Below are 20,835 nucleotides of genomic sequence, written 5' to 3' on the forward strand. Positions count from 1 at the left end.
AACTGAGCGGTCACATTTAAGCATTGTCCGACGAAAACGCCTAAGGCAACAAATCTTCCAGGCGCCCATGAAGCCGCTCCGGCAGGTTTTCCTGGATCTCGATCAGCGCTCGCTGTATCGCACTCTGAAAACCCTGCACCCCCGCCGAACCGTGGCTTTTCACGACAATTCCCTGCAAACCGAGGAAACTTGCGCCGTTATGCCGTGCCGGCGCCAGCTCAGCCTGCAAGCGTTTCATCAGCGGCAGCGCCAGCGCACCCACCACTTTGGACGCGAAATTTTTCTTGAATAACGCCTCGATGCGCCCGGCAATCATGGTCGCCAGGCCTTCGCTGGACTTGAGCAGGATATTGCCGACAAAGCCGTCACACACCACCACATCCGCCTCGCCACGGTACAAGCCGTCACCTTCGACAAACCCGATGTAATTGATGCCACGAGCATTCTGCAACAACGTAGCCGCCAGCTTGACCTGCTGATTGCCCTTGATGTCTTCAGTACCGATGTTCAGCAATGCGACCCTCGGGCGAACGATACCCAGGGTTTCTGCCGCGACCGAACCCATCACTGCGAACTGCAACAAGTGCTCGGCAGTGCAATCGACATTGGCACCCAGATCGAGCAACTGGCAGTAGCCCTTCTGCGTTGGAATAGCCGCGATCATTGCCGGCCGATCGATGCCCGGCAAGGTCTTGAGCACAAACCGTGACAATGCCATCAGCGCGCCGGTATTGCCGGCACTGACACAGGCCTGGACCTTGCCGTCTCGCAGCAACTCCAGCGCCACGCGCATCGACGAATCGGGCTTGCCACGCAAGGCCTGGGCAGGTTTTTCGTCCATGGTGATGACTTCGGACGCCGGCACAATCGACAGGCGCGAGCGATCCACAGCCGATTGGCTAGAGAGCAGTTCTTCAAGAAGGGAGGGTTGACCGACAAGGGTCAGGTGCAGCGAGGGTGTAGCAGACAGACAAGCAAGGCTGGCCTGAACAATGCTGCGGGGACCGAAGTCCCCGCCCATTGCGTCAATCGCGATGACTTGAGCGGACAAGTGATTACTCGTCAGCGCCCTTGTCGATCACTTTACGGCCACGGTATACGCCTTCTGGCGATACGTGGTGACGCAGGTGAACTTCACCGGTGGTTTTTTCTACAGACAGGGTGCTAGCCTCGAGAGCGTCGTGCGAACGACGCATGTCACGGGCAGAGCGGGATTTTTTGTTCTGCTGAACAGCCATAATTGATTAACTCCTAAACGTTTGGGTCACGCTTTAACTGCGCCAATACACTGAACGGGTTGGACCGCGTTACCTCGTCCTCGCTCGGTTCGGGCTCATCGAGACCCGCCGGCTGCTGGCATTCTTCCGGATGATGAGCAGGCACAATGGGCAAGGCGAGCAGAAGCTCCTCCTCGATCAGTGACTGCAGATCCAAAGGATCTTCGCCCAGTTCCAGCACGTCATAACCTTTCGGCAACGACTGGGTATTCGCACCCTCCTTCACCACAGCATAACTGCATTCGCTATGGATCGGCAGGGTGACCAGCTCAAGACAACGCTGGCAAACCATTTTGACTTCGGTGTCGATAAAGCTGTGAATTACCACAGATTTACGTTCATCTCGTTCAAAAACGAATTTAGCCTGCACCGTACCGACAGTATCGGAAAGCGGGTCGCAGAGTCTCTCCAAATCGGCCAGCAGCAGTTCACCTTGAAGGGTGGTGCCACGGTCAGCCAATTTGCGCGGGTCAACGTGAGGTGGAATCGGGTCATTCAACATAGGCGCAGCATTATAGGGATGCCCCCAGCCATGTCAAAGGAAATTCAGCCCTGTCCGTCACTTGAGCCTGCGCTAGAATTCGCCCCTGCCCTTTTGGAGATGCGCATGCTGCCTTTATTACTCGCTTCAAGCTCGTCCTATCGCCGGGAACTGCTGGCCCGCTTGCAGCTGCCGTTCACGTGCAGCTCGCCGGATATCGACGAAAGCCATCGCCCGGACGAGTCAGCCGTCGAACTGGTAAAGCGTCTCGCCGAAGAAAAAGCCCGTGCACTGGCAGGCAGTCATCCGGCCCATTTGATCATCGGCTCGGATCAGGTCGCCGTACTCGGCGAGCGGATTATCGGCAAACCTCACACTTTCGAAAAGGCCCGCGAACAACTGCTGGCATCCAGCGGCGCCAGCGTGACCTTCCTGACCGGCCTGGCACTGCTCAATAGTCAAGCCGGCCACTGCCAGGTCGACTGCGTGCCCTTTACCGTGCACATGCGCGCACTCGACGCAGCGCGCATCGAACGCTACCTGCGCGCTGAACAGCCCTATGACTGCGCTGGCAGCTTCAAGGCCGAAAGTTTGGGGGTGAGCCTGTTTCAAAGCACCGAAGGCCCTGACGCCACCAGCCTGGTCGGCCTGCCATTGATTCGCCTGATCGATATGCTGCTGGCTGAAGGCGTGCAAATCCCCTAAAGCCGCTACAACCGCGCTCGCACAAAAAACCGGCCACTCGGGCCGGTTTGTTTATGCAGCCAGATGATCAGCGCAATGCTGGCCCCTGGAAGCCCATCCACATCGCCAAATGCTCAGCCACGCTGGCCCCGAGCTTCTTCGAGAAGCGATCGAATGGCGACTCCTCAACAGTGAAATCCACCAGTTCTTTCTCACCGATCACATCACGAGCAACCGAACTGGCATTGCCCAGCCCATCGATCAAGCCCAGCGACAGGGCCTGCTCACCCGACCAGATCAGCCCGGAGAACAGCTCCGGATGCTCTTTATCCTTCAGGCGATCACCACGACCCTTCTTGACGCTATTGATGAACTGCTGATGGGTGGTATCGAGCACGCTCTGCCAGAATTGGATTTCCGCGGGCTTCTGCGGCTGGAACGGATCGAGGAACGATTTGTGCTCCCCAGAAGTGTAGGTACGACGCTCCACACCCAACTTCTCCATGGTCCCGACAAAACCGTAACCGGCCGCCGTCACACCGATGGAACCCACCAGGCTCGCCTTGTCGGCGTAGATCTGATCCGCGGCGCTAGCGATGTAATAGGCACCGGAAGCACCCAGATCCGAGATCACCGCATAAACCTTGGTATCTGGATTCAAGCCGCGCAAACGACGGATTTCGTCGTAGACATAACCCGACTGCACCGGACTGCCGCCAGGGCTGTTGATCCGCAGAATCACACCCTTGACCTTCTTGTCCTCAAAGGCTGCACGCAGACTGCCGACGATATTGTCAGCACTGGCCGGCTCTTTGTCGGCAATCATACCCGTCACATCAATCAGCGCCGTGTAGCCAGAGCCGAGGCTCGCGCCTTTCTCCATGCCTATCAACGGCGATAACAGAATCAACGCGCCGAGCAGGTACAAAAAAGTCAGCGACTTGAAGAATATCCCCCAGCGACGGGACCGGCGCTGTTCCTGCACACCAGCCAGCAAGGTTTTTTCCAGCAGCTTCCAGCTTTTCTCGTCACCGCTTTCCGCACTCGCCTTGGCGGGCGCTTTCCATTCGTCGGTCATGCCATGTACCCCAGCAAAAAAACCAATTAAACCCGCTGATTCAGCCAGGCGTGCAACTCTGAAAAACGATCAATGGCCAGTTTCGGTTCAAATAGCTTCAAGGCGTCGATCGATTGAGCGCCATAGCTGACCGCCACCGAATCCATGCCCGCATTGCGCGCCATCTGCAGGTCGAACGACGAATCGCCAACCATCAGCGCTTGCTCCGGGCGAACCTCGCAATGGGCGAGAATCTGCTCAAGCATCAACGGATGGGGTTTGCTGGCGGTTTCGTCAGCAGCACGGGTGATATCGAAATAATCTTCCCAACCGTGAGACTTCAGCACCCGATCCAGCCCACGACGAGCCTTGCCGGTCGCTACTGCCAGATGATACCCCTCGACACGAAACGCTTCGAGAGACTCGACAACACCCTCAAACAGCGGGGAAGGCTCGGCCTCCGCCGCAATGTAGTGATCCGCATAGTGCTGACGGAATGCTATCAGCTCGGTGTCGCCAATCTCGGGGTACAGGGTGCGAATCGCTTCCGGCAAGCCCAGACCGATAATGCCTTTGACGGCAAAATCATCACGCAACTGAAAACCGGACCGCTCGGACGCGACATGCATCGCCTCGACAATCCGACCAATGGAGTCAGCCAGCGTGCCGTCCCAATCGAAAATCAGCAGCTTGTAATCAGTAGGGTGCACTCAAGCGCTCCACGGTTTTGGCCCACATCTCGTCGACCGGCGCCTGCAACTTGAGCTCACCACCATCAGGCAACGGCACCGTCAGCATGTACGCGTGCAGAAACAGACGCTTGCCGCCGAGATCACGAATCTCTTTGCTGAAACCCTCATCGCCGTACTTGGTATCACCAGCAATGCAATGTCCGGCATGCAGAGTATGGACGCGAATCTGGTGAGTGCGACCCGTGATCGGCTTGGCTTCGATCAGGGTAGCGAAGTCGCCAAAACGACGCAGGACCTTGAACACGGTCACAGACTCCTTGCCCTCCTCCTCGTCCACCTCGACCATGCGCTCGCCGGAGCGCAGATTGCTCTTGCCCAGCGACGCACGGACTTGCTTGATCGAGGCCGCCCAGTTGCCGCGCACCAGCGCCATGTAGCGCTTATCGACGCCATCGCCGCGCAATGCCGTGTGCAAGTGGCGCAACATGCTGCGCTTTTTGGCAATCATCAGCAGGCCGGAGGTATCACGATCGAGACGATGAACCAGTTCGAGCTCCTTGCAATCCGGACGCAACTGACGAAAGGCTTCAATCACGCCGTAGGTCAAGCCACTGCCACCATGAACCGCAATGCCGCAAGGCTTGTTGACCACGATCAGCGCCTTGTCTTCGTAGACAATCGAGGCCTCGAGCCGCTGCAGCAAACCCTGGGCTAATGGCACGGGTTCATCGCGCTCAGGCACGCGAACCGGCGGCACGCGCACGATATCGCCCGCCTGCAGCTTGTATTCGGGCTTGATCCGACCTTTGTTCACCCGCACTTCGCCCTTGCGCAAAATGCGGTAAATCAAGGTCTTGGGCACGCCTTTGAGCCGAGCGAGAAGGAAGTTATCAATACGTTGGCCGGCATATTCCGGCGAGACCTCCAGCAGTTGTACGGCTGGGGTCGAAGGGGCAGTAGTCGTCATGGTGCGGATGATAACAATTTTTTATGGAATTGAAGCACTTAATCATTGCTGCTATAGTCGCGAACGCCGCCAAAAGTGGCCTGGACAGCGGACTAACGGTCAAAAACCGGCCCTGACCAACGCAATTCACGAGGACGAGAGGCCGTCCTACGGGGCTTTCGCTACGTAACGGCAGAGTTTGCAGTTGTAACGAGCGCAGGTGACATAAGGCCTGAATCATGCCGCAAAGCAGAGTTTTCACTCGCCTTCCGAGCAAATATTCACGGCCAGTTCACAAAGTGCAGTCAGCTGCGAACGACCCCGAGCGAACGCTTCGGAAACACCGCCTAAATTAGCCATGATGCGTGACCTCCCCTTTCGGAGCTCACGGTAAATGCCAACCCGCTGCGGATTCTGCGCGCGGCAGCACCCGAATTATCAGGGATACGTGTAGGGTGGAGATGCACAACCGCTGGACTGTGTAGCAATAGGCTTTATCAAGACGCTTCATCTCGTCCACAGCCGCCGGTTGATTCCTCCTCCTGACTGAGTGCTTAAGTAGCCACAGCAAGCAGGACGCGTACGTCGCGACACCGGCCCAATTGGCCGGGGTTCGCTAGACACTGGAGTGGCCAACCACTCCTGACGCACCTGACACCGACCGTGAGAAGTCGTGTGTGCCGAACGCCGTTTCCGGCAGCCCGGAAACCGACGGTACTACATGAAAAGAATGCTGATTAACGCAACTCAACCCGAAGAGTTGCGTGTTGCACTGGTAGATGGCCAGCGCCTCTACGACCTGGACATCGAATCCGGTGCACGCGAGCAGAAGAAGGCCAACATCTATAAAGGCCGGATTACTCGCATCGAACCAAGCCTCGAGGCTGCCTTTGTCGATTTCGGCTCTGAGCGCCACGGCTTCCTGCCCCTCAAAGAAATCTCCCGCGAATACTTCAAGAAAGCCCCCGAAGGCCGCGTCAACATCAAGGACGTCCTGAGCGAAGGCCAGGAAGTCATCGTTCAGGTCGAAAAGGAAGAACGTGGCAACAAGGGCGCCGCCCTGACCACCTTCATCAGCCTGGCCGGTCGTTACCTGGTGCTGATGCCGAACAACCCGCGTGCCGGCGGTATCTCCCGTCGCATCGAAGGTGAAGAGCGCAACGAACTGCGTGAAGCCCTGAACGGTCTGGTTGCCCCGGCCGACATGGGTCTGATCGTTCGCACTGCCGGCCTTGGTCGCAGCAGCGAAGAAATGCAGTGGGACCTCGATTACCTGCTGCAACTGTGGACCGCCATCAAAGAAGCTTCGCTGGACCGTTCCGCGCCGTTCCTGATCTACCAGGAAAGCAACGTGATCATCCGCGCCATCCGCGATTACCTGCGCCAGGACATCGGCGAAGTACTGATCGACAGCGTTGAAGCCCAGGATGAAGCCCTGACCTTCATTCGTCAGGTGATGCCGCAGTACGCCAGCAAAATCAAACTGTACGAAGACAGCGTTCCGCTGTTCAACCGTTTCCAGATCGAAAGCCAGATCGAAACCGCCTTCCAGCGCGTCGTCGAACTGCCTTCCGGCGGCTCCATCGTTATCGATCCGACCGAAGCTCTGGTGTCCATCGACATCAACTCGGCGCGCGCCACCAAAGGCAGCGACATCGAAGAAACCGCACTGCAGACCAACCTTGAAGCTGCCGAAGAAATCGCCCGTCAGTTGCGCTTGCGCGACATCGGCGGCCTGATCGTCATCGACTTCATCGACATGACCCCTGCCAAGAACCAGCGCGCCGTGGAAGAGAAAGTCCGCGAATGCCTGGAAGCCGACCGCGCTCGCGTGCAAGTCGGTCGCATCTCGCGCTTCGGCCTGCTGGAAATGTCCCGTCAGCGCCTGCGTCCATCCCTGGGCGAAAGCAGCGGCATCGTCTGCCCGCGTTGCAATGGCACCGGCATCATCCGTGACGTTGAATCGCTGTCGCTGGCGATCCTGCGCCTGATCGAAGAAGAAGCCCTGAAAGACCGCACCGCCGAAGTTCGCGCACAAGTGCCGATTCCGGTTGCAGCTTTCCTGCTCAACGAAAAACGCAACTCGATCACCAAGATCGAACTGCGCACCCGTGCCCGCATCGTCATTCTGCCGAACGATCACCTCGAAACGCCGCACTTCGAAGTTCAGCGCCTGCGCGATGACAGCCCGGAAGCCGCGGTCGGCCAGTCCAGCTACGAAATCGCCGCTGCCGCTGCCGAAGTCGAAGAAGTCCAGCCAGCCGCCGCGACCCGCACCCTGGTTCGCCAGGAAGCCGCGGTCAAGACGGCTCCGGCCCGCGCCAACGCTCCGGTTCCGACCGAAGTCGTCGCGGCTCCGGTAGCTGCACCGGCCGTCGCCCCAGAGCCAAGCCTGTTCAAAGGCCTGGTGAAGTCGCTGGTCAGCCTGTTCGCCACCAAGGAAGAGCCTGCTGCGCCGGTTGTGGTTGAAAAGCCAGCCACCGAACGCCCTGCTCGCAACGAAGAGCGCCGCAACGGCCGTCAGCAGAGCCGCAACCGTAACGGTCGCCGCGATGAAGAGCGCAAGCCTCGTGAGGAACGTGCACCGCGTGAAGAACGCGCACCACGTGAGCCACGTGAGGCCCGCGAAGAAGCTCCAGCAGTTGCCCTGGAACGCGCTCCACGTGAAGAGCGTGCACCACGCGCCCCTCGTGAAGAACGTGCACCGCGCACCCCGCGTGAAGATCGCAAGCCACGTGGCGAGCGTGAAGAACGTCCGGTTCGTGAATTGCGCGAGCCTCTGGATGCCGCTCCGGCCGCCGCTGCCAACGCTGAAGAGCGTCCAGCCCGTCAGCCACGTGAAGAACGCGCTCCACGCCCACCGCGTGAAGAACGTCAGCCACGTACCGAGCAAGCCGCTGCTGCCGTTGCTGAAGAAGAGTTGAGCACCAACGAAGAGCAACTGCAGGAAGACGGTCAGGAAGGCACCGAAGGCGATCGTCCTCGCCGCCGCTCCCGTGGCCAGCGTCGTCGCAGCAACCGTCGTGAGCGTCAACGCGATGCCAACGGCAACGTGATCGAAGGTTCGGAAGAGTCCGAATCGGCTGAAAACGCCGAAGCGCCAAGCGCTGCCGATCTGGCCGCCGGCCTGGCTGTTACCGCAGCCGTTGCCAGTTCCGTGATCAGCGCACCTGCTGAAGCACAAGCCAATGAGCAAGCTGAACGCGCCACTGCCGCCACTCTGGAAACCGCTCCGGTTGAAGCTCCAGTGGTTGAAGCGACCACACCAGTAGAAGTCACCGCTGCTCCGGAAATCGAAGTAGCACCGGTTCGTGAAGCACAGCCTGAAGTTGAAGCTGCCGCTGAGCCGGCCGTCGTCGCTGAACCAGTGGCTGCTACCGAGCCTGTGGTTGAAGCGCCGGCTGAACCGGTACGTGAAGTTCGCGAAGAACAAACCACGTTCAACTGGGTTGCCGAGCCACCTGTAGCGGTCGAAGCTCCAGCGCCAGCCGCTGAAGCTCCGGTTGCCGAAGCCATGGTCTCCGAGCCAGTGGTTGCTGCTGCCGAGCCTGCTCCGGTGGTTGAAGCGCCTGTGGTTGCCGAACCGGTGGTTGAAGCCACCCCTGTCAGCGCCCTGACCCCAAGTGGCCGTGCGCCGAATGACCCGCGTGAAGTGCGTCGTCGCAAGCGTGAAGCCGAGCGTCTGCAGAAGGAAGCCGAACTGGCTGCCGCTGCTGCTCCGGCCGCTGCCGAGCCAGCCCCGGTTGTTGCTGAAGTTGTCGAGGCAGCCCCTGCCCCGGCCGCTGAAGTCGCTGCCGAACCGGTTGAATCCGCGATCGACGAAGCACCGCGCTCCGTTCAGGAAGCGGTAGAGCAACACGAGCAAGCCCAGGAAAAAGAGCACGAGCCTAAACCCCTCGCCTGATTCCATCGGCCATTAAAAAGCCCCGCCTGGTGATCCCAGGCGGGGCTTTTTTATGTTTGCGGGGAAGCAGCGGGACCGCGTTGTGGATCGTTCCCACGCTCTGCGTGGGAATGCAGCCCGGGACGCTCCGCGTCCCAAGCGGACGCAGAGCGTCCATTGAGGCATTCCCACGCAGAGCGTGGGAACGATCATCCATCAGGCAAAGATCAACGCCTCTGGCACATCCACATCCCACAACACCCCGGGATCCTCCACTGCCACCTCGACCACCCTCGCCTGTGCGAACAGCGACTTGGCGCCGTGATCACCGGTCAACGCCATCAATCCCGGACCAAAGCTTCGCCCGAACCCCACCGGATGCCCATACTGCCCCTCATGCACCGGCACGCTGACGGCATCATCCGCAATGGCCGCGACGACCTGCTCAATACTGGACGGCAGAATAAACGGCATGTCCCCCAGCACGATCAACCAGCCACCGAGTTGTGAACACGCCGTCACACCCGCCGCAATGCTGTCGCCCAGACCGGTCGACTCGATCCGCACAATCTCGCAACCATAGGCCTGAGCCATGCGAATCACTTGCGGGCGATCCGCCGTGGTCACCAGCACGCGCTTCTCAAGCGTGGCCGGCAGATTTACCAGCACCTGCTCGATCACCGAATGCACGGTGACGCCATCACGAGCGGTGCAGTCCACTAGCAGCTTGTCCTTGTCGTCACCCGCTACCTGTCGAAACCGACTGCCCTGCCCCGCGGCCAGAACGATAACGCCAATGGAGTCGCTCATACGCCCTCCTGCAACGGCCTCTTGTGTTTCAGCTCGACGCCGTTCTTGATCGCCACAATTTCGGCCAGCAGCGACAAGGCGATTTCCGCCGGTGTATGGCTGCCGATGTGCAAACCGATCGGGCCGTGCAAGCGCTCGATGGCCTGTTGTGACAAGCCTAGCTGAGCCAGGTTGTCCCGGCGCTTCTGGCTATTGATCCGCGAACCCAGCGCACCGACATAAAACGCCTTGGAGTCCAGCGCCGTGAGCAGCGCCATGTCATCCAGGCGTGGATCGTGGGTCAGCGCGACAATGGCTGTGCGCTCGTCGGTCTGGATGGTCAGCACCGCTTCGTCGGGCATGCCCGGGACGAAGCGACCGTGTTGCTCTTCCCAGCCGTAGACGAACTCGGTGCGCGGATCGCAGATCAGCACTTCGAAATCCAGCAGCCGTGCCATCTCGGCAACGTAGCGCGACAGTTGGCCGGCGCCGATCAGCAACAGCCGCCAGCGCGGACCATAAATGGCGCGCAAGGTCTGTCCGTCAAACACCAGCACATCAGTCTTGCTCGCTGGCTGCAGAATCACTTCACCGGTCGCCAGGTTCAGCTCACGCGCAACGATTTCATGGGCCTCGCAGCGCGTCAGCAATTCGGCAACCCACGCCGGATCACCGACGCGCTCCTCGGTCAGGCGCAACGTGCCACCGCACGGCAAACCAAACCGTGCGGCCTCCTCCCGGGTGACGCCATAGGTAATCAACTGCACCGGCGGCCCATCGGCCGGGATACGGCCATCGTGCAGCCGGGCAATCAGGTCATCCTCGACGCAGCCACCGGACACCGAGCCAATCACCACGCCGTCTTCACGCAAGGCCAGCATGGCGCCAGGTGCCCGGGGTGCGGTGCCCCAGGTCTGGACCACGCTGTACAACATCACCCGCTGACCGGCGCGGCGCCATTCCAGCACGCTGCGCAGGACGTTCAGATCGACGCTGTCCATCAGGCTTGTGCCTTCTGCCAACCTTGCAGCTGATAGCGTACCGGCAGATTACGGATGCGCTTGCCGGTGGCGGCGAAGATTGCGTTGCACAGCGCTGGCGCAATCGGCGGCACGCCCGGCTCACCGACTCCGCCCAATGGCACATTGCCCGGTGGCGTGACCAGATGCACGGCGACTTCCTTCGGCGCCAGGGACATGCGCGCCACTTCGTACATGTGGAAGTTGTCCTGCTGAACCTTGCCGTCCTTGAAGCTGATCTCCCCCAGCACAGCGTTGCCCAGCCCCATGACGCAGGCACCTTCGAATTGCGAGCGAATCCGCTCGGGGTTGATCTGCGGGCCGCAATCCACGGCGATGTCGGCCTTGTGCACGATCAGCGTGCCATCGTCTTTGACTTCCACCTCGATCACCGCCGCCACATAAGTGACAAAACTGTAGTGCACCGCCAAGCCCAAGCCTCGGCCCTTGGGCAACTCACGCCCCCAACCGGCCGCTTTGGCGGCGGTTTCCAGCACGGTGCGCATCCGTGCAGTGTCGATTGGATAACGCTCGGGAGATTCGCCGTAGTTCCACTCTTCACTCAAGGTGCGCGGATCGATCTGACGGTCCGGCCCGAGCAATTTGATCTGGTACTTGAGTGGATCCTGGCCAGCCTTGTGGGCCAGTTCATCGACAAAGCTCTGAATCGCAAAGCCGTGGGGAATGTTCGACACCGAGCGATACCAGCCGACCCGGGTATGGACCGTCGCTTCAGGGTTTTCCAGGCGCACGTTGGGGATCGCGTAAGCCATGTTGGTAAAGCCCATGCCCAGTTCGAAAGCCGCCTCATGGTTCATGCCCGGCGCGAACAGTGCGGTGATACTCGGCGCCACTGTGCGGTGCAGCCAGCCGGACGGCAGGCCGTCCTTGTTCAGGCTGGCTTTCAGGTATTCAGCAGACACGGTGTGGAAATAGGAGTTGTGGATGTCGTCTTCACGGGTCCATTGCACCCGCACCGCCTTACCCGGGAACTCCTTGGCCAGGATCGCCGCTTCAACGACGAAGTCCGGCTTGGACTTGCGACCGAAACCGCCGCCGAGCAAGGTGACGTTGAACGTGACGTTATCGAATGGAATGCCGAGGCGCTCGCCGATCCGTTCGCGGGTGACTTGCGGGGCCTGGCTTGGGGCCCAGGCTTCGCACACGCCGTCCTTGAAGCGGGCGATGGCGACCATCGGTTCCATTGGCGATTGCGCCAGGTGCGGCAGGTAGTAAGAGGCTTCGAGGGTGCTGTCGGCGCTGCTCATGGCCTGGTCGATGCTGCCGGTATTGCGCACCACTTTGCCGGGCTTGAGGGACGCGGCTTCGAGTTCCTTGCGGTAGGCGATCGAGTCGTAACTGGCGTTGGGGCCGTCATCCCACTCGATCTTCAGCGCTTCGCGGCCCTTGATAGCGGCCCAGGTATTGCTGGCCACCACGGCCACGCCGCCCAGAGGTTGAAATTCGGACGGCAATGGTCGGCTTTCGATTTGCAGAACCTTGATTACGCCCGGGACTTTCATCGCGGCGCTGGCATCGAAGGATTTTACCTTGCCGCCGTAGACCGCTGGCCGCGCGATGGTGGCGAACAGCATGCCGTCGAAATGCACATCGGCGCCGTAGACCGCACGACCATTGACGATGTCCTCACCGTCGATGGCCTTGGTGCCTTCCTTGCCGATGTAACGGAATTCCGATGGCTGCTTGAGCCGCAGACTGTCGCGGGCCGGCACCGCCAGTGCACCGGCAGCAGCGGCCAGCGCGCCGTAGCCCAGTTCACGACCGGTCGGTTGGTGAATGACTTTATGCAGTTGCGCACGGCACTCGCTGACTGGCACTTTCCACTGCGCGGCGGCGGCTTGCTCAAGCATGGTCCGCGCGGCAGCACCGCAACGGCGCATCGGCTCGTACCAGTGACGCATGCTGCGCGAACCGTCAGTGTCCTGATTGCCGAAACGCACTTCGTCGCCCGGCGCCTGTTGCACTTTGACCAGCGCCCAGTCGGCGTCCAGTTCATCAGCTACTACCATGGTCAGGCTGGTGCGTACGCCTTGGCCCATTTCCGAGCGGTTGCAAACCACGGTCACGCTGCCATCGGCGGCGATGCTGACGTAAACCTTAGGATCATCGATCCAGCCATTGGGCATGCCGTCGGCGCCGAACTTCTTGTCTTTTTCAGCGGCGAGCGCGTCTTGCCAACCCCAACTGGCTGCCAGCACCAGCGCACTGGTGGCGCCCACGCCTTTGAGGAAACCACGGCGGCTGAGGTTGCTCAGCGCAAAATCATTGGGTAGCTGGCTCATGCCTTGGCCTCCTTCAGGTGAGTGGATGCCTGACGGATGGCGGTCTTGATCCGGTTGTAGGTGCCGCAACGGCAAATATTGCCGACCATCGCCTCTTCAATCTGCTCGTCGCTGGGGTTGGGATTGGTTTTCAGCAACGCCGTGGCCGACATGATCTGCCCACCCTGGCAGTACCCGCACTGAGCCACGGCGCTGTCGAGCCAGGCTTGCTGCACGACTTTGCCAACCGGGTCGGCGTGCAGGTTATCGATGGTGGTGACGTTCTGGCCGATTACCGAGCCGATTGGCGTTATGCAACTGCGCGCAGGCGCGCCGTCGATATGAATGGTGCAGGCGCCACACAGGCCCATGCCGCAGCCGAATTTGGTGCCGTTGTAACCGGCCACGTCACGGATCGCCCAGAGCAGCGGCATGTCCTCGGTGACATCTAGTTGATGATCTTGTCCATTGAGTTTCAGGGTAATCATGGGCACGCCCGCCATTTTTTCTCATAAGAGGTCGAGGTTATGGGGTCGAGCAATCTGTCGCTGGGTTCCTTCACGCAGATCGACTCAGGCTAATGGGCTCTCTTATGCAGACGGCGACGTCTGCATCGGGCCTTTGGTGGAGCAAATGCTTGCATCGTTAGGTGGCTAAGTTAACTGAGCATTAACAAAAAAGCCCTGCACATTTGAAAGATGTGCAGGGCTTTGGAATCAGCCTGAAAGCCTAGCCTCAATACTGATTGGGTTCCATTTCCAGGTCGACTTTGAATCGCTCTGAAATATCTTTCTGAATACGTTGTGCCAGGTTCAGCAATTGCAGGCCTGTTGCGCCGCCGTAGTTGACCAGCACCAGTGCCTGTAATTTGTGTACACCGGCATCGCCTTCGCGAAAGCCTTTCCAGCCGGCCCGTTCGATCAGCCAGCCCGCCGCCAGCTTCATTTGCCCGTCGGGTTGCGCGTAGGCCACCAGCTCCGGGTATTGCTCCTTGAGTTGCGCCACTAATGTTGCCGGCACCAAGGGGTTCTTGAAGAAGCTGCCGGCATTGCCAAGCACCGCCGGGTCCGGGAGCTTTTCGTTGCGAATGCTGCAAATGGCCTGGCTGACATCGGTGGCAGTCGGGTGATCAATGCCCTGTTCAGTCAGGCGCTGACGCACCGGGCCGTACTCCAGATGCAGGTGTGCGGCGTGATCCAGGGCAAAACGAACGCGCAGGATCAACCACCGCCCCGGTTCCTGTTTGAACAGGCTGTCGCGGTAGGCGAAGTTGCACTCGGCCAGCGAGAAGTCGCGCAGCTCACCGGTCTGGCGATCGAGGGCGGTCAGGCCGGCAAAAACGTCTTTTATCTCGACGCCATAAGCGCCGATGTTCTGCATCGGTGCCGCGCCGACAGTGCCGGGGATCAAGCTGAGGTTTTCCAGCCCCGACAGCCCTTGCACCAAGGTGTGCTGCACAAACGGATGCCAAGGCTCGCCGGCCTCGGCTTCAATCACGACCTTGCTGCCGTCATCACTGAGGATGCGAATCCCGCGTGTGGCCATGCGCAGTACCAGCGCCTGCACATCAGCAGTCAGCAGCAAATTGCTGCCGCCGCCGATCACCAGCACCGGCACATCATGTTCCAACCCATAGGCCAGGGCTTCGCGCACGTCAGCATCGCTATGGGCTTCGGCAAACAGCCGGGCCTGAACATCTACGCCAAAGCTGTTGTACGGCTTGAGCGAAACCCGGGGTTGAACCTGCAAACTCATAACCGGCCCTTCAATTCGATTACGAGCAGATCGCTGGCGCGCTCGATCAGGTCCAGCACCTGTTCGAAACCCTGGTCGCTGTCGTGATAAGGGTCCGGCACTTCATCGATTTCCGACTGGTAGCGACGAAGGAACAGGTCCAACTCGGCCTTGCCCTTGGCCGGTTGCAAGGCCTTGAGGTGGCGCAGGTTGCTGTTGTCCATCGCCAGAATCAGGTCGTAGGTGGCGAAATCGGCGCGGGTCACTTGCTGAGCGCGCTGGGCGGACAGGTCGTAGCCGCGCAGCTTCGCCGCGGCCTGGCTGCGCTTGTCCGGGGCCTTGCCGACGTGCCAGTCACCGGTGCCGGCGGAGGCCACTTCGACTTGATCGGCCAGCCCCGCCTCACGCAGTTTGTGCCGCAATACACCTTCGGCCGTGGGCGAACGGCAGATGTTGCCCAGACAGACGAACAGAACCCGCATCAGGCCTCCAGCAAGCGACGAACGCGCTCGAGGTCTTCAGGGGTGTCGACGCCGGTGGGCGGTGCGATCAGCGCATCGGCGACGTGAATCCGCACGCCGTGCCAGAGCGCCCGCAGTTGCTCCAGAGACTCGGTGTTTTCCAGCCAGCACGGGCCCCAGATGACGAAGTCCTGCAGGAAACCGGCGCGATAGGCATAAATGCCGATGTGGCGGCGATACGGCACGCCTTCCGGCAATTGCTCGCGGCTCTTGGCGAACGCGTCGCGAGCCCACGGCAAAGTGGCTCGACTGAACGTCAGCGCCAGGCCATTGAGGTCGCTGACCACCTTGACCACGTTGGGATTGAACAAGATTTCCACGTCTTCGATCGGCTCGGCCAGGGTGGCCATGCGCGCTTCGGTGTGGGCGGCCAGGTTGGCGGCGACCTGATCGATCACGCTCGGCGGAATCAACGGCTCGTCGCCCTGAACGTTGACCACAATGGCGTCCGGGGCCAGGCCCAGTTTCGCCGCGACTTCGGCCAGACGGTCAGTGCCGGAATTATGGTCTTCGCGCGTCAGCACCACGTCGGCACCAAAGCTTTTGCAGGCCTCGACAATGCGCGCATCGTCAGTGGCAACGACCACGCGCTGGGCACTGCTTTTGCTCGCCTGTTCCCAGACGTGCTGGATCATCGGCTTGCCGGCGATCAGCAGCAGGGGTTTGCCCGGCAGACGGGTGGAGGCATAGCGCGACGGAATGACAACGGTAAAGGCTGTGGTCATTTATCCAGACGCTCGTCGGTGGTCAGGGTGCGCGCTTCACTTTCGAGCATCACCGGGATGCCGTCGCGAATCGGGTATGCGAGGCCAGCGCCCTTGCTGATCAGCTCGGTTTTGTCGGCGCTGAGCTTGAGCGGACCTTTGCAGATCGGGCAAGCGAGGATATCGAGCAATTTGGTGTCCATGAACATTCCCTGGATAGAAACGGATTTAAGGCAAAAGACGAGCCGGCAACAGGCGCATCAGCTGCGTATCGAACCAGGCCACGAAGGCCGGCGATGGCGCAGCATCGACCGCCAGGTACCACCAATCGGCGGCGGCGAAGGCACGGCACTTCACCGCGTCCTTTTCCGTCATCACCACTGGCAATGACGGTGTGAAATTCAAGGCCTGCACGCTGTACTCGGCGTGGTCGGCAAATGCATGCAACACTGGCCGCCAGTGTAGCGTTTCGAGGGTCGTGAAGAAACGCTGGGGATTGCCGATCCCGGCCACGGCGTGAATAGCCTGGCCTGAGGGGAAGTGGTCAAGGGGCCGGCGTTCGCCGCTTTGCAGGTTGACCAGTGCTGTGGGTTGCAGCTGGAAGGCAAAACCGTCGATGCGGTCGGCCGTGGCACCGTTGTAAAGCACCGCATCGACGCTTTGCAGGCGCTCGATCGGTTCGCGCAACGGCCCGGCCGGCAGGCAACGCTGGTTGCCCAGCCCCCGGGCGGCATCGATCAGCACCAGTTCCAGATGCCGGGCCAGCCGGTAATGCTGCATGCCGTCGTCGGAGAGGATCAGGTCCAGCGGCTCGCTCGCCAGCAAGGCTTTGACCGCGCGGCTGCGGTCCGGATCGATCATCAGCGGCACGCCGGTACGCTGGACGATCAGCAATGGCTCATCGCCCGCCATGTCCGCGCCTTGATCCGCCTCGACCCGCCACGGCAATTGCGCAGGTTTGGCGCCGTAGCCACGGCTAACCACGCCGACCCGCAGACCGTTGCGCTGGCAGTGCTGGATCATCCACAGAATCAGCGGCGTCTTGCCGGTGCCGCCTACCGTGATGTTGCCGACCACGATCAGCGGCACCGGCGGTTGGTAGATCTCGCCCTCGCCCGCCAAAAAGCGTTTGCGCTTGCCGGTGACCACGCGTCGATACAGCCATTCCAGAGGCTGCAACAGCTTCAACGCCGGATGACCTTCGTACCACGCAGCGAGCAATCGATCGGACATGGCCATCAGGACGCCGGTGCCGCCTCGACTGTGGTCATGCGCAAGTGACTGAAACCGAGCTTGCCGGCAGCGTCCATTGCGGTGATAACGGACTGATGGGGGGTCTTGCCATCAGCGCTGATGGACAACGGCAGGTTGGTATCGCCGTTGGATTCTTTCTGTAGCGCTTCCATCAGGCTGGTCAGGTCATTCTTGGGCAACAATTGGTTGTTGACCGAGAACACCCCTTCGGCGCTGATAGCGATGTCCAGTTGCTTGGCCTGCTGGTCTTCGGCCGGGGAACCGCTGACCGCTTCCGGCAGGTCGACGCGCAACTGGGTTTCACGGGTGAAGGTGGTGGTTACAACGAAAAACAGCAGCAGGATAAACACCACGTCGATCAACGACGCGAGGTTTATGTCGACCGTTTCCCGCGGTTTACGACGGAATTTCACGCTTTGCCCTCAGCCAGATCCACGTCGCGGTCACCCTGCACCACCTCAACCAGCTTGATCGCTTCCTGCTCCATGCCTACCACCAGCTCATCTATGCGGCGTTGCAGGAAGCGGTGGAAGAACACGGCCGGAATACCGACCATCAGGCCTGCAGCGGTGGTGATCAGCGCCTTGGAAATACCACCGGCCAGCACCGAGGCGTTGGTGCCCATGCCCGTGCCCATGAATGCACTGAAAATATCGATCATGCCCAGCACCGTACCCAGCAGACCCAGCAACGGGGCCATGGCGGCGATGGTGCCGAGGGCATTGATGTAGCGTTCGAGCTCGTGAATCACCCGCGCAGCGGCTTCTTCGATGCACTCTTTCATGATCTCGCGGCCATGCCTGGAATTCGCCAGACCGGCGGCCAGGATCTCGCCCAACGGAGAGTTGGCACGCAGTTCCTTGAGCTTTTCTTTATTGAGTTGTTTGTCCTTGATCCAGACCCAGACCTGCCCGAGCAAATGCTCCGGGGTCACGCGGCTGGCACGCAGGGTCCAGAGACGCTCGGCGACGATCGCCATGGCCGCGATGGAACTCAGAATGATCGGCAGCATCATCCAGCCGCCGGATTTGACCAATTCCCACACAGTGACAGTCCCCTCGAAAAAGTGCGCCACTCTAACATAGGGGGTGGACGCACCGAAGACCGCGATGTCGTATCCGGTCGGGCTTCGACAGTTCGGGTTACTGGCTGGATGGTGGCAGATCGCGCCAGAAGCGCCGTTCTTGAAGCATCGTCCACGGCGGCTTGAAGCGCCCCAGTTGCAGACGAATGGCACCTTGCTCGGCGCTGTCGTAAATCGCCACGCCGCGTTTTTGATACCGCGCCACGACCGTGGGATGGGGGTGGCCGAAAGAATTGCCGTTGCCACGGGAGATCAGCACCGCTTTGGGTTGCAATATGCTGAGCAACGCCATCGAAGATGAACTGCGACTGCCATGGTGCGGGGCCTGCAACCAATCCGTCGGCACCGCCAATGGACCGTCGAGCAGCGCCCGCTCGGCCGCGCTATCGATATCGCCAGTCAGCAGCAACCGCTCGCCATTGGCTTCGATCTGCAGCACACAGGACTTCTGATTGCTGTCGATGGCAGACGGCCACTGCCAGAGTTGAAACTTCACATCGTCCCACGCCCATTGCCGACCGCTCTCGCAGCCCTCGGCGTGCAGTTCGTCTGGCAGGGCCTGGTGATCGCCGCTCAGTATTTGCTTCACCGGTATTCCATTGGCAATTGCTCGCGCACCGCCGGCGTGATCGGCGTCGGCATGGCTGATCAGCATCAGATCGAGCCCGTTCACACCCAGTTTGCGCAATGACGGCAACACCACCCGCTCACCCAGATCGATATCGCCGAACCGTGGCCCGGCGTCATACAGCAAGGTGTGATGGCGGGTACGCACCAGGATTGCCAAACCCTGACCGACATCCAGTTGCCAGACCTCGGCCATGCCTTCAGGCAACGTGTGCCGGGGCGAAAAAACCAGTAACAGCAGCATCGGCCAGCCCAACGGGCGCAACGGCACGCCTCGCGGCAATAACAGCAGAAAAGCCCCCAATGTGCCGACCGCCCATACCCACAACGGGACCGCCACCGGAACCCACGCGGGCAATTGCCCGGCGATCAACGCCAACCCCTTGAACAAAAGATCGATCAGACCGCCGGCCAACCACAGCAATCCTTCGCCCACATAAGGAACGGGCAACAACATCGTCCCAAGCAAGGCCGGCGGCAGGACAACCAGACTGACCCAGGGCACCGCCAGCAAATTGGCAAGCGGCCCGCTGAGACTGATCGGCAACCCCAGCACCAACAGCAGCGGGCACAGACCGATCGCGATCAGCCATTGAGCGCGAGTCCAGGTTTGCCACCAGCGCCATGCCCCCAATCGGCCGCCAAAAGTGAAAATCAGCACCGCGACCGCTGCAAAGGACAACCAGAAACCCGGTTGCAGGCTCGCCAGCGGGTCCAGCAGCAAAACGCCATCAAGCGCCAGCAACAGCGGCCACCATGCGCCGAGGTGACGAAACCGTAGTCGCCACAACAGCACCAGACCGATCATCAGACAGGCTCGCTGCACCGGCACTTCGAAACCGGCCAGCAGCCCATAACCGAGCGCCGCCGCGAACGCCAGTCCGCATGCCCATGGTAGCCACGGCAAGCGCTTGGGCCACAAACCATAACGCGCCAATCCGGCAATCAGCAGATAGACCACCCCCGCCAGCAAGCCGATGTGCTGCCCGGAAATCACCAACAAATGCACGGTGCCGGTGTCTTGCAGCACCTGCCAGTCCTCACGACTCAGCCCGGCGCCATCCCCCAGCACCAACGCCGTCAGCGCCCCCGTTCGCCCTTGGGCATCCACCGCCTGCAAACGCTGACGGATGCCGTCGCGCCAGGCCCATTGCGCGTCCATCAGTCGCTGGCCATCCTTGACGGTCCCCGTGGCGCCGATGTGCCGGGCCAATAACCAGGCGTCGTAATCGAACGCATGCGGGTTGAGCAACCCGGCAGGACGCTTCAATTTGACCGCCAGCCGCCAATGCTCGCCGCTGTTGACGGGCGGCCCGCCATACCAGGCCAGGCGCAGGTGCCGAGGCAGTCTGGTGCGACGCGACTGACTGTCCGTCAGTTCGAAACGCACTACGCCCTCGGCCTGCTGCGGTAATCCGGTCACACGACCTTCGAGCCAGCGAGTCTCGCCATCGAGCGTCGCGGCCAGGCGATCATTCAGCGCCCACTGTGCATTCGCACCCGCCCAACTGAAACCGAACAGAAAAAATGCCAGGGAAAAAGTTCGAAACGGCAACAACATCAAACCCACTACCGGCAACAACAACCACAACCCTGCCGGCGGTAATACCGGTAAAAAATTTAGGGCCAGCAAACCCAACGCCAGCGCCATCATCCCTGTGCGCATAAGCCCGTCCTTGAGAGTCCCTTCCCTAGGCTTAGTCGGTGCGCCGCACGTACGTCGTTATCAATTGTCACAAAGTCTGAATGGGCGGCTCGTAGAATCCAGACATACTTGCCGCCTGAACCGACCGAGAAGCCT

The 20,835-nt window shown here is 60.6% G+C and carries 20 protein-coding genes; 2 read left to right on the forward strand and 18 right to left on the reverse strand.

Annotation, left to right across the window (positions count from 1 at the left end; translation table 11 throughout):
• Positions 1–40 precede the first annotated feature (40 nt).
• The 3 genes from plsX to ACZ9IM_RS09620 are packed head-to-tail and all read right to left on the reverse strand — an operon-like array spanning position 41 to position 1,779.
• A complete protein-coding gene (gene plsX, locus ACZ9IM_RS09610; RefSeq protein ID WP_476223778.1) occupies positions 41–1,051 on the reverse strand; it encodes a phosphate acyltransferase PlsX in 1,011 nt (336 codons plus the stop codon).
• Between the two features lie 4 nt (positions 1,052–1,055).
• Positions 1,056–1,238 (reverse strand): 50S ribosomal protein L32, encoded by a 183-nt coding sequence (gene rpmF, locus ACZ9IM_RS09615; RefSeq protein ID WP_003179396.1) that lies wholly within the window; start codon positions 1,236–1,238, stop codon positions 1,056–1,058.
• Between the two features lie 13 nt (positions 1,239–1,251).
• Positions 1,252–1,779 (reverse strand): YceD family protein, encoded by a 528-nt coding sequence (locus ACZ9IM_RS09620; protein ID WP_004371317.1) that lies wholly within the window; start codon positions 1,777–1,779, stop codon positions 1,252–1,254.
• 105 nt (positions 1,780–1,884) lie between these two features.
• Here ACZ9IM_RS09620 and ACZ9IM_RS09625 point away from each other — a divergent pair, with 105 nt between their 5' ends.
• Positions 1,885–2,463 carry a Maf family protein gene (locus tag ACZ9IM_RS09625; protein WP_476223779.1) on the forward strand — a complete coding sequence of 193 codons (579 nt, stop codon included), beginning with the start codon at positions 1,885–1,887 and terminating at the stop codon, positions 2,461–2,463.
• Between the two features lie 67 nt (positions 2,464–2,530).
• On the opposite strand, the gene sppA is transcribed toward ACZ9IM_RS09625, so the two are convergent.
• Genes sppA through rluC form a run of 3 tightly spaced genes read right to left on the reverse strand, consistent with a single transcriptional unit; the run spans position 2,531 to position 5,158 of the window.
• The gene (gene sppA / locus ACZ9IM_RS09630) at positions 2,531–3,520 is read right to left on the reverse strand and encodes a signal peptide peptidase SppA (protein ID WP_476223780.1); all 990 of its coding nucleotides are present in this window, start codon (positions 3,518–3,520) and stop codon (positions 2,531–2,533) included.
• Between the two features lie 26 nt (positions 3,521–3,546).
• A complete protein-coding gene (locus ACZ9IM_RS09635; RefSeq protein ID WP_476223781.1) occupies positions 3,547–4,209 on the reverse strand; it encodes an HAD-IA family hydrolase in 663 nt (220 codons plus the stop codon).
• Positions 4,196–5,158, reverse strand: a complete 963-nt coding sequence (gene rluC / locus ACZ9IM_RS09640; protein ID WP_008014368.1) for a 23S rRNA pseudouridine(955/2504/2580) synthase RluC — start codon at positions 5,156–5,158, stop codon at positions 4,196–4,198. The genes ACZ9IM_RS09635 and rluC overlap by 14 nt, the downstream gene beginning before the upstream one ends.
• Positions 5,159–5,858: 700 nt before the next feature.
• Between rluC and rne the strand changes: the two genes are divergently transcribed.
• Positions 5,859–9,041 carry a ribonuclease E gene (rne, locus tag ACZ9IM_RS09645; protein ID WP_476223782.1) on the forward strand — a complete coding sequence of 1,061 codons (3,183 nt, stop codon included), beginning with the start codon at positions 5,859–5,861 and terminating at the stop codon, positions 9,039–9,041.
• Between the two features lie 195 nt (positions 9,042–9,236).
• Here rne and ACZ9IM_RS09650 read toward each other — a convergent pair whose 3' ends face one another.
• The 12 genes from ACZ9IM_RS09650 to ACZ9IM_RS09705 form a co-directional block, all read right to left on the reverse strand.
• A complete protein-coding gene (locus ACZ9IM_RS09650; RefSeq protein ID WP_476223783.1) occupies positions 9,237–9,830 on the reverse strand; it encodes a nucleotidyltransferase family protein in 594 nt (197 codons plus the stop codon).
• Entirely contained in the window at positions 9,827–10,810 is a 984-nt protein-coding gene (locus ACZ9IM_RS09655; RefSeq protein WP_427627277.1) for an XdhC family protein, read from the reverse strand. Before ACZ9IM_RS09655 ends, ACZ9IM_RS09650 begins: the two co-directional genes overlap by 4 nt.
• Positions 10,810–13,131 (reverse strand): xanthine dehydrogenase family protein molybdopterin-binding subunit, encoded by a 2,322-nt coding sequence (locus tag ACZ9IM_RS09660; protein WP_476223784.1) that lies wholly within the window; start codon positions 13,129–13,131, stop codon positions 10,810–10,812. The genes ACZ9IM_RS09655 and ACZ9IM_RS09660 overlap by 1 nt, the downstream gene beginning before the upstream one ends.
• The gene (locus ACZ9IM_RS09665) at positions 13,128–13,598 is read right to left on the reverse strand and encodes a (2Fe-2S)-binding protein (RefSeq protein ID WP_048395810.1); all 471 of its coding nucleotides are present in this window, start codon (positions 13,596–13,598) and stop codon (positions 13,128–13,130) included. Before ACZ9IM_RS09665 ends, ACZ9IM_RS09660 begins: the two co-directional genes overlap by 4 nt.
• 247 nt (positions 13,599–13,845) lie before the next feature.
• Positions 13,846–14,865: a UDP-N-acetylmuramate dehydrogenase gene (murB, locus tag ACZ9IM_RS09670; protein WP_476223785.1), complete on the reverse strand. Its 1,020-nt coding sequence runs from the start codon at positions 14,863–14,865 to the stop codon at positions 13,846–13,848.
• Positions 14,862–15,326, reverse strand: coding sequence for a low molecular weight protein-tyrosine-phosphatase (locus ACZ9IM_RS09675; protein ID WP_427627270.1), 465 nt, complete (start codon positions 15,324–15,326; stop codon positions 14,862–14,864). The genes murB and ACZ9IM_RS09675 overlap by 4 nt, the downstream gene beginning before the upstream one ends.
• Complete coding sequence (kdsB, locus tag ACZ9IM_RS09680) at positions 15,326–16,090, reverse strand: 3-deoxy-manno-octulosonate cytidylyltransferase (RefSeq protein WP_476223786.1); 765 nt, start codon at positions 16,088–16,090, stop codon at positions 15,326–15,328. Before kdsB ends, ACZ9IM_RS09675 begins: the two co-directional genes overlap by 1 nt.
• On the reverse strand, positions 16,087–16,272 hold the full coding sequence (locus tag ACZ9IM_RS09685) for a Trm112 family protein (RefSeq protein ID WP_003174668.1): 186 nt from the start codon (positions 16,270–16,272) through the stop codon (positions 16,087–16,089). The genes kdsB and ACZ9IM_RS09685 overlap by 4 nt, the downstream gene beginning before the upstream one ends.
• 25 nt (positions 16,273–16,297) lie before the next feature.
• On the reverse strand, positions 16,298–17,308 hold the full coding sequence (lpxK, locus tag ACZ9IM_RS09690; protein WP_427627266.1) for a tetraacyldisaccharide 4'-kinase: 1,011 nt from the start codon (positions 17,306–17,308) through the stop codon (positions 16,298–16,300).
• Positions 17,308–17,736, reverse strand: coding sequence for an ExbD/TolR family protein (locus ACZ9IM_RS09695; RefSeq protein WP_427627264.1), 429 nt, complete (start codon positions 17,734–17,736; stop codon positions 17,308–17,310). The genes lpxK and ACZ9IM_RS09695 overlap by 1 nt, the downstream gene beginning before the upstream one ends.
• Positions 17,733–18,368: a MotA/TolQ/ExbB proton channel family protein gene (locus ACZ9IM_RS09700; protein WP_008067747.1), complete on the reverse strand. Its 636-nt coding sequence runs from the start codon at positions 18,366–18,368 to the stop codon at positions 17,733–17,735. Before ACZ9IM_RS09700 ends, ACZ9IM_RS09695 begins: the two co-directional genes overlap by 4 nt.
• A 97-nt stretch (positions 18,369–18,465) precedes the next feature.
• Complete coding sequence (locus ACZ9IM_RS09705) at positions 18,466–20,700, reverse strand: DNA internalization-related competence protein ComEC/Rec2 (RefSeq protein ID WP_476223787.1); 2,235 nt, start codon at positions 20,698–20,700, stop codon at positions 18,466–18,468.
• Between the last annotated feature and the right edge of the window lie 135 nt (positions 20,701–20,835).

The sequence above is a fragment of the Pseudomonas sp. TE12508 genome, from assembly GCF_056279485.1.